Annotated in this window: 11 protein-coding genes; 4 read left to right on the forward strand and 7 right to left on the reverse strand. The window is 42.8% G+C overall.

The genetic code is table 11. The features are described from left to right. The first annotated feature begins 29 nt into the window (after window positions 1-29). Window positions 30-1,211 (forward strand): acetyl-CoA C-acetyltransferase, encoded by a 1,182-nt coding sequence (locus SALWKB2_RS01790; RefSeq protein WP_025329977.1) that lies wholly within the window; start codon window positions 30-32, stop codon window positions 1,209-1,211. A 120-nt stretch (window positions 1,212-1,331) separates the two neighbouring features. Here SALWKB2_RS01790 and SALWKB2_RS01795 read toward each other — a convergent pair whose 3' ends face one another. From SALWKB2_RS01795 to SALWKB2_RS01805, 3 genes are all read right to left on the reverse strand, one after another. After that, entirely contained in the window at window positions 1,332-1,802 is a 471-nt protein-coding gene (locus SALWKB2_RS01795) for a nuclear transport factor 2 family protein (protein WP_025329978.1), read from the reverse strand. Window positions 1,803-1,958: 156 nt separating this feature from the next. Beyond that, window positions 1,959-2,378, reverse strand: a complete 420-nt coding sequence (locus tag SALWKB2_RS01800) for a GFA family protein (protein WP_025329979.1) — start codon at window positions 2,376-2,378, stop codon at window positions 1,959-1,961. A 54-nt stretch (window positions 2,379-2,432) separates the two neighbouring features. Continuing rightward, window positions 2,433-2,816, reverse strand: coding sequence for an MAPEG family protein (locus SALWKB2_RS01805; protein WP_025329980.1), 384 nt, complete (start codon window positions 2,814-2,816; stop codon window positions 2,433-2,435). 252 nt (window positions 2,817-3,068) lie between these two features. Here SALWKB2_RS01805 and SALWKB2_RS01810 point away from each other — a divergent pair, with 252 nt between their 5' ends. The 3 genes from SALWKB2_RS01810 (at window position 3,069) to SALWKB2_RS01820 (ending at window position 7,787) form a co-directional block, all read left to right on the forward strand. Next, the gene (locus SALWKB2_RS01810; RefSeq protein ID WP_025329981.1) at window positions 3,069-4,244 is read left to right on the forward strand and encodes a phosphoglycerate kinase; all 1,176 of its coding nucleotides are present in this window, start codon (window positions 3,069-3,071) and stop codon (window positions 4,242-4,244) included. 443 nt (window positions 4,245-4,687) lie between these two features. Next, window positions 4,688-7,096 carry a membrane-bound PQQ-dependent dehydrogenase, glucose/quinate/shikimate family gene (locus SALWKB2_RS01815; protein WP_025329982.1) on the forward strand — a complete coding sequence of 803 codons (2,409 nt, stop codon included), beginning with the start codon at window positions 4,688-4,690 and terminating at the stop codon, window positions 7,094-7,096. A gap of 169 nt (window positions 7,097-7,265) precedes the next feature. Next, complete coding sequence (locus SALWKB2_RS01820) at window positions 7,266-7,787, forward strand: Spy/CpxP family protein refolding chaperone (protein WP_025329983.1); 522 nt, start codon at window positions 7,266-7,268, stop codon at window positions 7,785-7,787. An 81-nt stretch (window positions 7,788-7,868) separates the two neighbouring features. Here the strand turns inward: SALWKB2_RS01820 and SALWKB2_RS01825 are convergent, their stop codons facing one another. The 4 genes from SALWKB2_RS01825 to SALWKB2_RS01840 all read right to left on the reverse strand — a co-directional run bounded on the left by SALWKB2_RS01825 (window position 7,869) and on the right by SALWKB2_RS01840 (window position 13,193). After that, window positions 7,869-9,950: a TonB-dependent copper receptor gene (locus SALWKB2_RS01825; RefSeq protein WP_025329984.1), complete on the reverse strand. Its 2,082-nt coding sequence runs from the start codon at window positions 9,948-9,950 to the stop codon at window positions 7,869-7,871. Between the two features lie 111 nt (window positions 9,951-10,061). Next, complete coding sequence (locus SALWKB2_RS01830) at window positions 10,062-11,378, reverse strand: DUF445 domain-containing protein (protein WP_025329985.1); 1,317 nt, start codon at window positions 11,376-11,378, stop codon at window positions 10,062-10,064. Window positions 11,379-11,675: 297 nt separating this feature from the next. Continuing rightward, on the reverse strand, window positions 11,676-12,311 hold the full coding sequence (locus tag SALWKB2_RS01835; RefSeq protein ID WP_025329986.1) for a hypothetical protein: 636 nt from the start codon (window positions 12,309-12,311) through the stop codon (window positions 11,676-11,678). 480 nt (window positions 12,312-12,791) lie between these two features. Then, entirely contained in the window at window positions 12,792-13,193 is a 402-nt protein-coding gene (locus tag SALWKB2_RS01840) for a hypothetical protein (RefSeq protein WP_025329987.1), read from the reverse strand. Between the last annotated feature and the right edge of the window lie 28 nt (window positions 13,194-13,221).

Raw genomic sequence — 13,221 nt, forward strand, 5'->3', positions numbered from 1 at the left:
CTGGTAACAGTCAGATTTAGGAGTTAAATATGGAAAATGCAGTTATTGTCAGTGCAGCGCGTACACCTGTAGGCAGCTTTAATGGTTCGCTGGCCAGTGTAGGCACAGTAGATTTGGGTAAGCTGGTTATTGCTGAAACTTTAAACCGTGCCGGTGTTGAAAGCGGGCTGGTTGATGAAGTAGTGATGGGTAATGTGCTGCAGGCCGGGCTAGGACAGAATCCGGCACGACAGGCAGCCCTGGCAGCCGGACTGGCTGATAGTGTACCAGCGTATACTGTTAATAAAGTATGCGGTTCGGGATTAAAAACGGTAGCACTGGCCGCTCAGTCTATTGCCGCACAGAATACAGAGGTAGTAATAGCCGGCGGTATGGAAAATATGACGCGGGCACCATATCTGCTGGATAGCCGTGCACGCTGGGGCTATCGTATGGGTAATCAGCAGGTAATTGATACTATGGTACACGACGGGCTGACCTGTGCTACCAATCATTATCATATGGGGATTACTGCTGAAAATATTGCACAGAAATATCAGATCAGCCGGCAGGAACAGGATGAGCTGGCTTTACGTTCTCAGCAACTGGCTGCGCAGGCGGTTGCAGCCGGTGTATTTGATGCAGAAATTGTTCCTGTAACAATTAAGTCACGTAAAGGTGAGACTGTATTTGCGCGTGATGAATATCCGCGGGCAGAGGCAACTGCTGAAGCACTGGCTAAATTGAAACCGGCATTCAGTGCCGATGGAACGGTGACTGCCGGCAACTCATCAGGAATTAATGATGGTGCTGCTGCTGTGTTGGTGATGGCGGAAAGCAAAGCAAAAGAACTCGGATTACAGCCTCTGGCACGTATTCGCAGTTATGCCAGTGCTGGTGTAAACCCTGCACTGATGGGGCTGGGACCTGTACCTGCGACACAGAAAGCTTTGCAGAAGGCCGGTCTGGCACTGACTGATATTGATCTGGTTGAGGCAAATGAAGCTTTTGCTGCACAATTCCTCGGAGTAGGCCGCGAATTGCATTTTGATATGGATAAGACCAATATCCATGGTGGTGCGATTGCGATTGGTCATCCGATTGGAGCCAGTGGTACCCGCATTCTGGTAAGTCTGTTATATGGTATGCAGGCAAAAGATGTTCAGTTCGGGCTGGCTACGCTGTGTATCGGCGGCGGTCAGGGTATTGCAATGATTGTTGAGCGTATGTAATACAGTTTAATTTCACTGAATATCCAATTGAAAACAGACTATATATTAAACATATATAGTCTGTTTTTGCTTGAACGAAGAAAGCGCCGTTAAGGCGCTTATAAGTTATTGGATCAATCATTAAAACATCGTATTATTATTTTCTGCCTGTTCTGGTACATTTTGAATCACATCCCAATGCTCAACTATTTTTCCATCTTTAACTCGGAATATATCAACTACTGCTTTACCAAGATCATCTTTATTGATTTTAGAATGGACATGTAACCATACTATATCGCCCTCCACAGATGAACGAATTATGATGGCACTTGATTGCGGATTTTGTTTAAAGAAATCTTCGAAATAAGTAATCGCAGGTATTCTACCATCAGCGACATAAGGATTATGTTGTTTATAATCTTCAGCCAGTGTTTTTGTTGCCTCAGCAAGTTGATGTTTATTAAAGAAGTTATTATAAAACTTGATAACTAGTGTACGATTTTTTTCTTCTTGAGCGATATTTCTTTGCTTTAGATCTTTTGCTGCGACAACACCTGTGAAACTCAACAAACAAATACCAATTAAAAAGCTTTTTTTAATTACATCCATACCAACTCCAATTCCTATTTTAATTCAGATAAACTCTATCTATAATGCGTTATTAATCTATAATGCAGACCGCTTGAATGGTTGCAATAAAACTAAATAAAACAATATAGTTATTTATTCGGATAAGAACTGTTGGATAGGCTAATCCGGCCGTGATTATTTCTGCTGTTCTGCTATCATTTGCTGAATATCAGCCTCGGTCAGGTTATGTGTCTGATTGGCGAAAGAATAGCATTCCGGTTTGTTATCAATATAAACCTGAAGATTGAAATCCAGGGCGTCAGGCTGGTCAAGTGTCCATGCGGCTATGTAGTATTGGTCGCTATTTTTTAAGTGATAATACAGATGAGTACCGCACTCTGAGCAAAATCCGCGTTCCGCCCATTCTGATGAATTGTAATTTTTGATGAATTCGGTATTTTCAAACTGAATCTTACCATTATGCATAATCGTCATCAGCGGACCTGCACTCCATTTGCGGCAGGTGCTGCAATGGCAGGCACTCAGTGAGTGGTTATCTGTTTCCAGAGAAAATTTAACTTTACCGCAAAGACATGAACCTGATTGTTTGCTCATATACTCTCCCTTTATTGCAGATTGAATTATCAAAATTACTTGCCAGTATTGTATTCAGATTGCAGCTATGTAAAGTGCAATGATACAGATAACGCCCACTCCCCAGATACATGAACGGGCAAAAGATTTATCTTTAATGTAACAATAAAAATAACCAAGACGACTGAGAATAAACAATACGCTCCAGAAGTTAATGGTGAACTGGGCAGCGTTATCAGTTGCATGGGCAATAATGACCGCAGCAGCGAAAGGTGCAAATATTTCGTATCCATTTTGCTGTGCAGCATTAGCACGTGCAGCTTTACCCTGTGCTTTAGCCATGAATTCACGGGGCTGATGATTATCATCAGCTTTAAAACCACCACTTTTTTTAGCATAAGATGCTGCAATCCATGGCAGAAGCATGGCTATTAAAACACACCAGTAAGCAAGAGTCATAATGTTGTACCTCGGTAGTATGTGTGTACTGCAATTAAATAAATTATGTGATGGGACTGGTTAAGTACGGGCAGTTTTATCCTGTCTGTGACTTTACCCTATGGGTAAATTATAAGATAATTCAAAGTTTTTCAAGCTTTTTGTGATTTATAACTATTTTATCTATTTGTGATGCGCTGATGTTGTCATTCTTTGGGAGGTACGGAGTGATATAACAAATTTATCAGCGTTTTTTATTGCGGGAACTCAACCATGTTGTTTAAAAAGTTAGCTGATCAGGATGTGTCTGGCAAGACCGTTGTGATTCGGGTAGACATGAATGTGCCTATTAAAGATGGTGTTATTGTTGATGATACGCGTATTCGTGCTTCTTTAGCTTCGATTCGTTTTTGTTTGCAGCAGGGTGCAGCAGTTGTGGTGCTGACACATCTGGGACGACCGAAAGCCGGCGCTCCAAAACCGGAAGACAGTGTTGCTCCGGTGGCGCAGCGATTAGGAGAATTATTAGGTCAGAATGTCAGTGTGGCAGAAGACTGGCGTGAACACAAACCACAGTTGCAGGCCGGACATGTAATCATGCTGCCTAATGTTCGTCTGAATATCGGCGAGAAGGAAAATGACCAAGCTCTGGCTGCAGCTTATGCTGCGCTTGGTGATATCTATGTTAATGATGCTTTTGGTACTGCACATCGTGCAGAAGCATCTACAGCCGCAGTGGCAGAATTTGCACCGCTGGCCTGTGCCGGTATGCTGCTGACAGCTGAACTGGAAGCATTAACTCATGCAGTACAGAATCCGCAGGCTCCGGTAGTGGCTATTGTGGGCGGAAGTAAAGTATCAACTAAACTAACGATTCTGGAAAGTCTGGCCGATAAGGTGGATCATTTAATTGTAGGTGGCGGAATTGCCAATACATTTTTACTGGCAAAGGGACTGCCTGTAGGGCAATCGCTGGCTGAAGCTGATCTGGTTGATAGTGCACGGCAGATTATGGCTAAGATAGCTGCTAAAGGTGGTGATATTCCTTTGCCTGTTGATGTGGTGGTAGCCAAACGTTTTGCTGCTGATGCAGCTGCTGAAATTAAAAACGTAGCCGATGTGGCCGAAGACGATATGATTCTGGATATTGGTCCGCAATCAGCACAGAGACTGGCTGAGATGATGAAAGAGGCAAAAACGATTGTCTGGAATGGTCCTGTAGGTGTATTCGAATTTGCTGCATTTGCTCATGGTACTAAGGTGCTGGCAAAGGCAATTGCTGATAGTGATGCTTATTCAATTGCCGGTGGCGGTGATACGCTGGCTGCAATTGCTCAGTTTGGTATTACTGATGATATCAGTTATATCAGTACCGGTGGCGGGGCATTTCTGGAGTTTCTTGAAGGTAAGACTTTACCGGCCGTTGCCGCGCTGACTGCACGAGCCTGATTGCTAATTTTATTTATTGGCATCGTTACGGATGCTTTTTTAGGCGAAATTGCTTAATACGGCAATTTCGCTTTTTTCATGTCTGTTGTTTTTATGATGATTCAATGACATAAGAAGTTAACTTCTTTCCGGCAGAAACATATTTTGTTGTATGTGAATAAAACTCGGATTGTACTGAGATAAGTACATTATTCGGGCATCCCTCCTGTACTAAAAAACTGAGTGTTAATTTTTTGACAATGGCTTATTTAAAGGTTAATAATTTAGTTACTTTGTAAATTTTAATTTATTTATGTTTATTTAAAGTATTTTTTTGTATTTATTAATTTATAAATAACTAATTTTAAATAATTTAAAAATATTGCTGCCTGATAAGTAAAGTTTTATGTACTTTACATGTTGGTTAGCAATATTTATTCACACATTCAAGTTAGGAGTAGTTGATGTCTGGTTCTTCAGGAAGTTGCTGGCGTAATCTGCCACGCTGGCTGCTTGTATTGATATTGCTGGCTGGCGGTCTGGCGCTAGGCTATGGCGGAATTAAGCTATTGATACTTGGCGGCTCTGGCTATTATTTACTGGCTGGTATTGCTTATCTGGTACTTTCGATAATGGTTGGTTTGCGTAAGTCTTATACTGCCTTGTTTTCGCTGGCAGTGTTTGTGGCAACGCTAATCTGGGCATTAACAGATGCAACGGAGTTAACTTATTGGGCTCTGATGCCGCGTCTGGTTATACCTGCACTGTTTCTTATGATGACTTTGTGGTCAGGCAGTGGCTATCAGGGTGTTTCAGCTTCCGGCCGCCGTTTTTATAATTTTAGCGGTGTTGTTATATTTCTGGCTTTACTGGCCACGCTGATTGCGTCGTTTTATCCGCATGGTCAGATTCGTAATCAGGTTAATATCAGTGAGAATGCTGATGCGGCACATGAAAATGCTCAAAATCCGTCTGACTGGGCATTTTTTGGCAGAAATCAGCGCGGTACCCGCTTTGCGCCGTATTCTCAGATAAATCCGGATAATGTGCGTAATCTGCAGGTAGCATGGACATTTCATACTGGCCGCCGTACTTCTGGTAAAGCAATCGGTGTAGACGAAAATACACCATTGCAGATTGGTGACAAGCTGTATTCATGCACACCGGAAAATTTGGTATCTGCAATTGATGCGGATACCGGTAAGCTAATCTGGCGCTTTGATCCTAAAGCACGTACTGCCGAGCATGTAACCTGCCGCGGGGTAGGCTATTATGATATGGATAAGGATGATAGCCTGACCAATGCTGAAAAAGCCGCTTATACTCAGTCTGTATGCCGGCGCAGAATTGTTGTATCTACAGTGGATGCACGTCTGTTTACTCTGGATGCAGATAAAGGGACGTTATGTCCGGGTTTTGGTGACAATGGTTATGTGAATCTCAAGGCTTATATGGGGCCGACTGAAAACAGTAAGCGCTATCATCCGACTTCTCTGCCGGTAATGATGGGACATTTAACTGTTGTAGGCGGCTGGGTTCGCGATATTGTTCACGGTGAACCATCTGGTGCGGTACGGGCATTTGATGTACGTGACGGTAAGCTGGTGTGGACATGGGATATTGGTAAACCTGAAGGTCTGGCTAAGCCCGGTCAGAATTACACACTTGAAACACCTAATGTCTGGACTATTCCTACTTATGATAAAGAACTGAATCTGGTTTATTTACCAACCGGCAATGGACCGCCGGATTACTGGGGTGGTGACCGCAATCATATTAAGGAAAAATTCGGGGCAGCTGTGGTTGCTCTGGATGCCAGCACCGGTAAATTACGCTGGGTACGTCAGTTGGTTCACCATGATGTATGGGATTATGATTTGCCTTCTCAGCCTGTACTGTATGATGTTACCAATGATAAAGGCCAGAAAATTCCTGCTCTGATTCAAACTACTAAAACCGGGCAGATTTTTGTAATTGACCGGCGAAACGGGGAATTTGTCACTAAAGTTGTGGAAAGCCCTGTACCTACAGCTCCGGCAGCCGAAGGTGAACATTTGTCTGCTACGCAGCCTGATTCTGTGGGTATGCCCAATATTGGTAATGAGCCGCTGACTGAACGCAGTATGTGGGGTATCACACCGTTTGACCAGTTATATTGCCGTATTCTGTTTAAGAATTCTGTATACAAAGGCCGGTTTACGCCACCGAGTGCACAGCCGTATATTGAATGGCCAAGTCTGCTTGGCGGCATGAACTGGGGTGGTATCTCAATTGATGAATCACGGAATCTGATGTTTGTGAACGATATGCGCATGGCACTGCGTATGCAGTTGGTTACCCGTGAGGAGGCAAAACAGTTCAAGGTTTCTACTGATGAAGTACCGGGATTTATGGGTACGATTCGGCCGCAGGTTGCCGGTATTTATGGCGGTGTGAAAATCGACATTCTGCAATCTCCGCTGGGTGTACCATGTCAGCAGCCGCCATTTGGTACGCTGAGTGCTATTGATTTGAACACCAAGCAGCTAGTATGGCAGGTGCCAATGGGCACGGTTCAGGATACCGGACCTCTGAATATTAAGACAAAACAGCCAATGCCGATTGGTATGCCTACGCTGGGTGGTCCGACAGCCACTGCCTCAGGTCTGGTATTTTTTGCCGGTACGCAGGATTATTATCTGCGTGCAATAGATGCCAAAACTGGTAAGGAAGTTTGGAAAGCACGCCTGCCAGTGGGTTCGGTTGCTGCTCCGCTGATTTATGTCTCTCCGAAAACCGGTAAGGAGTATGTGGTTATTTCAGCCGGCGGTACCAGCCATTCAAATGATGTTGGTGACTATGTAATTGCTTATGCGTTGCCGGATAAAAAGTAAATCTGACCGGCACTAAAAAACAGCACCTGAGACGGGTGCTGTTTTTTAAAGAATTAATAAAATTGTTTACTAATTAATTTCAATTATATTCATGATTTTACATACTACTATGAAATACTGTCTGTTAAATATGAATGTATTCTTAACTCAAATAACAAGGAGTTGTGTTATGAAAACTTTTATTCGTGTAGTAACGCTTGCTGCTTTGTCTTCAATGAGTATGGGTGCTTTTGCTGCTGCCGGAACAGAACAGCCGCCGACAGCAGTAGTCACTGAAACTGAAACAGTGGTTGTGCATGAGCAGAAACCGGTTTTGGGTCCGGTAAATCCACATTCAATTTTACCTCAGTTGAATTTAAGTAATCAGCAAAGGGCACTGGTACAGAAAATTGATCATCAGTATGCCAGCCAGCGTCCGCTTATGAGCAATGAAAATCGTCAGATTCTGGCTAATTTGCAACAGGAGCGTAAGAATCTGGTATTAAATAAGCAATTTGATGATGTTAAAGCTAAAAATATGATTGCACAGGAACAGCGTCTTTGGGCTGAACAGCAACAGGCACGTGCTGATTATGATTTTTTACAGTTAAAACGCGAACATGATATCTATCAGATTCTGACTCCGAAACAGCAACAGCAATATTGGCGTTTGCGTCAGCAACAAAAGTTGCTGCACTCCAAAGCGCGATAATTTATTGTTACTGTAGTTCGGTTTTGTGATTTAAAACCCCGCATTGCGGGGTTTTTATTTTTCTCTGGTAAGAAATCTTTATCAGAATTTAATCTGTGCCCGTGCCCACAGTGTACGTCCTGGCTCGTTAACACGGTATTGTTGTACGGAATAGGTGTCGAAATCATAAGCAGATTTATTTACTGCTTCGGCATAGGTTTTGTTAAAAACATTGTCGATACCGATTTGTACCAGCATATTTTTACCGGGTTTCCAGCCGGCATTTAATGCCAGTGTCCCAAAGCCGCTGCTCTGACCTAAGTCCATGCCGACAATATTGCCCTGATTTTTGGCATAGCGGTGCTGACTGGTAGCAACACGCCACAAGGCACCGGCGCTGAAATGCTCGTTTTCCCAGTTGAGGTAAGTACGCCATTCCAGTGGCGGGGTTTGTGCCAGTGGTCGTTTATCACTGCGGTTACTGGCATAGGTATAGGCGAGGCTGCCGCCAAGATTCCAGTGTGGTGCGAACTGCCAGTTGGTTCTGGCTTCGAAGCCATAGCGGCGCGCATCTATCTGACGGGCTGAATTTTTGCTGTTAATGCTTTCAATCAGAATAAAATCATTGATTTGTCCTGCAAAAATATCAATTGAGCTGCTGATGCTGTTACCCTGATAGCTTAAACCGGCATCGATTTCATGGTTGGTTTCCTTACGCAATTTTTCGCCGTTGGCTTTACTGCGTTCCCAGTAATCAGGAGCACGCTCGGCAATACCATAGCCGAGATAGCTGGTTAGTTTATTGTTGCGGTGTTCCAGACGGATAAAGCCGGCATTCAGTCCCTGATGCTGGTGCAAATACTTTGAGGCAATGGCATTTTTCTGCGGATTAAATAGGGTACTGGTCCAGTCATGACGAAAACCGCCAAAGAGACTGTTATTATCATTTATATTCCATTCACTCTGAATATAGGCACCGTGCCGTTTATAAGTCTGGTTCCAGATAAAGGGCAGTTTGTAATAATTTTCTGCCTGCTGTTTATTGGTACTCATTACCATAGGCCGGGTGCTGACTTCATCATTCTGCCAGTCTGCACCGATTTCACTGTGTGTATTTCCCAGCTCTATTTGTGCTGAAAATTTAGCTGATTTTATTTCACGCGAAGGATTCATTACTGAATACATGCGGCGTACCGGCATGGTGGTATGCATACCATTCATATTGGGCATATCCGATGCCATTTTGCTCATACCGGAAGCCATTTTCATCGGTGCAGGAGTACGCAGACTGAAATTATCCATCACATGGTCGATTTTGCTGCGACCATATTCAAACTGTAGCTGACTCAGCCAGTTGGTGATATTTTGCTGGCGCAATTTCATTGACCAGCCATGGCGGTCGAACTGGGTGCCGTCCATGCTGCGGTCGGCATAGCGGGCATGGCCGGTGCTGTGTTCATATTGTACAGCCAGCAGGGTGTCAGTAAATGGGGTAAGAGCTGCCTGAGCCATCTGATTATTGCGTTTGAATGCAGAATGAATGGTGTCTCCATTACCGTCTTTGTAATCTTTAGACTCATTGTGACTGGCATTAAGCCGCAGCCAGCCGTACTGATTACCCAGTGTACCGTCGATATAAGCATCACTGCGCCCGAATGACCCTTTTGTAAAGGCACTGTCTAATTTGGCTGTGGGCTGAGATAATGGTTTTTCATCACGGATAAAACGTACAGAACCGCTAATCATTCCCGGCCCCTGATTAACTGCTTGTGGTCCCTTGGTAATAATGACTCTGTCGTAGCTGGCCGGAAACAGATAGGAGGTGGGTGGGTCCATGCGTCCGGGACAGCCGCCCAGTACAAACTGGTCGTCAGCACTGATCAGCAGGCGTGAACCGCCCAAACCGCGTAGCAGAGGATCACCTGAGCTGCCACCTTTACGTGTGACATTCATTCCTGCAACTGATTTAAGTAAATCAGCACCGTCCTGTGCCGGTAAAGGCTGAAGGGCTGTTTTGGGGTTGATTACTTCAACACCCGGTGTATTTTGTTTTGAAGCGACCACCACTATCGGACTTAATTCTGCTGTATGCGGTTCTGTGTTTTCTGATTGTGGCTGGGCACGAACTGTAGAAATGAGACAGGACAGGGCTAAGAAAAAAAGAGATTTGTCACGATAATGCATGGGAGTGCCTGAATGACTGAAATAATGTAATTTATTATATCTTAAATTATCTAAGTAAATATTTTAATAAATTTATCAATTAAATTAAATGTAAATGTAAATATAATATAATTAGGCAGTTATCCACTGGGATACAATGTAAATAATCAGACCGATGCATCCGCCGACGAGGGTGCCGTTAATGCGGATAAATTGTAAATCTCTCCCGACACTCAATTCGAGTTTATCAACCATTTGTTTACTGTCCCAGCTTTTGACTTTATCAGCAATGAACTGACTGACGCGATTTTTGTACTGGCGAGTGATGAGTTTTGCACACAATGTAATCCGGGTATCCAGACGCCGCATAAATCGCGGGTTTTGTATGGCTTGCTGCTGTATATGGGTAGATAACCGGCTGAGCTGCTGCTGCCACCATGAATTACTCTGGCTGGTGTCGTATTCACTCCATGCCACAAAACTATCCCATAAATCCATTATGCTTTGTTGTAATGCTGCAGAATGCAGCAGTTGCTGCCGTCCGGCCGCAAGCCGTCTGTGCCAGCTCCGGCTGCGACGTAATTTGCGTTCGGTAACGAGAAGCTGTTTTCGGCAGGCGCGCCAGAAAAAGTGCTTTGGGTTCGCCAATACCGCATCTATATAGGAATCTGCCCAATCGAGTGCTTTGCCGGCGACCCAGTCATCAATACGTGCAGTCAGTGTCGTTTTCAGCGAAGCCTTAAATTTATCCCATGTACTTGGATCGCTTTTTTCAATTTTACTTACCCAAGATAACAGACTTTTTTCAAGTTGTGCCCGTGTCTGTTCGTTTTGCAGCCATTGGCGTATTTGTTGCAGTAAAGATCGTATCAGCAGTGTATCAATACCTTGTTTATGGATTAAATGAAGAAAGTTAGCCAGTGTTTTGCCCAGACGGGTGCCGCTGTACTGGGTGTTTAGCAGCTGACTGCAAAATCCGGCTACTTCACGGGCACTGGCAGTATTTAACAGCAGCGGAATCTGGCGGGTCAGAACAGGCAGCCATTTTTGCTGATTTTGCGGAGCACATAGCCATTGCAGGGTTCTGCTGGCCGGATGCATACGGTAGATGCGTCCGGCAATTGCTTTATCCTGCAAAAAATTATTTTCAATAAAACGTCCGAATTCATTGGCGATTCTTTCCTGTTTCTGAGGCAGAATTGCGGTATGAGGAATAGGCAGACCAAGGGGATGGCGAAACAGGGCAGTAACTGCGAACCAGTCTGCCAGTGCACCTACCATAGCGGCTTCGGTAAATGCTTTAAGATAGACCAGAGCCGGATATTGTTTTTGCAGCAGGCAGCTTAAAACAAATAAAACACAGGCAATAATCAGCATACTGGTAGCCAGTAATCGCATGCGTTGCAGACGCCGGCGCTGTATCAGGCTGGTAATGGTGGCTGTGTTCATAATATCGGTGTGTTTCAGATATCCGGATAAAATTTTTCAGTATATAAGCTTACTGGTTAATTGGACTTATTGCCGGTGTGATTTCCTGAATTTACTCAACTGAATGAAAGTATCAATCTTAATAAGGGAGAAATAACCGGCAGTTAAAAGTTGGTTATCGTTAGCTGGATTTGATTTTATAATAAATTTTTTACCCGGACCCTATATTGAATAATACATATTATTTAATATTACATGAATATTTTATTTATATGACATTATGCTTTTTGGGCTGATAAAAATAATACTGGAAACTGATTATTCGGGTAATGGTTTTTGGAATGCTTTTACTGACAAAATAATGAGTACGCCAATATAATTTAAAATTATATAGAGCGAATAGTTGATCAGCCATACTATTCCGAATTGTTCTCCGGCTGTTGTACCAGATAATTCGCCTGTTAGCGGATATAAAATAGTAAGTGCCAGTAAATAATAGACTGAGCTGTAAATTAAATAATTGAATAAACCGGACCATGTAACTTGATTTTTTCGGGTAACACTATCTTTAATAGCGAGAGCAAAGACCAGTAATATATTAATCCAGTAAAGTATAAAGCACAGAAACATTACTACAGAGAGTATATCAAGTATGTTACCTTCAAAATAAGGAGTCATTAAACCTTTACCAATTATGCTGTTACTGCAAGTCAGCACAAATAGATAAACTGCCGCGAAAATGAGCAATTTTTTAATACTGAATTTACCCGTGCCGGCTTTTTGATCAGTGTTAGCTTTTTTGATGGTTAATGAATTATCGGAAGCAGAAGCTGTTTTACAACGTTTAAGTGATAAAACCTGACAGATAAGTTTAAATATCAAAATAATAAAAGCACCAATGCTATTAACAAAGGCATAAGTAAAAACAGGATAGCTATTAAAAATAAAGAACATGGGATGTGCGTTTTTCCCTAAGGAAAAGGATAAGGCAAAAATCAGAAAATTACTGATTGAATAACACAATAGTGTAACAGTTGATGGTGTCTTATTCGGACTATTTATGTCATTGAAGTATGAAGAAAATATCTGTGTTATTGTTAGCCCGAATACCCATATTAGTAAAAGACCGCAGACATATAAGCAGCCATAAATTAATAGTGATTCAATAAAAGCTATTATGCCATTATTAAAATCGGGGTACCACAAAGGTGGCGGCAGAAGCTTCCAGAAAAGATGAAAAATAGTTAAACAAATTAATGAAAGTTTCAGGGAGTTTTTTGTATTAAAAAATTCAATAAATTGATTTTTTTTATTCAATTTGTTCAGCTCCTGGCGATAACCTTATTTAATTACCTGTAATTTCATCAATCCGGAGTTTTGTATTAATTGTATTTTTAACAATATGTATCAGATTATCTCAGGTAAATTGCAACCTCAAGCCGTTACTTGTGGTTTACGGCGTTTATGCTGCCACCACTTGAATCCGTAACCGGCAATGACCGGAATCAGCGCATAAATAATCAGGGCTGTCCAGCTGCCGTACCAGTGTACCAGTGTGGAGGTACTGTTATCATTGTTAAGAATAATTTCGGTAGATGAGTAACAAATAGCGCGCCACCAGCACATAACCAGAAGCCCCAGAAAAACCGGCCAGATTTTGCATGTACGCCCGCGCTGCCATAACAGGAAAAATACCAGCGCCCATATCAATGTCAGGGTAGTAACTAATAAACCCGTATCAGTTGGCAGATGCAGATAGCGACAGATAATAAAGGTGATAACGACCCATATGCCGGCAAGTATGGCCATGATAAATTCTTCGGGCTTGTTGAGCATGTTGTTGCTTCCTTAGCGAAAAATACGG

Source organism: Snodgrassella alvi wkB2, assembly GCF_000600005.1.
In the GTDB taxonomy this organism is placed as follows: domain Bacteria; phylum Pseudomonadota; class Gammaproteobacteria; order Burkholderiales; family Neisseriaceae; genus Snodgrassella; species Snodgrassella alvi.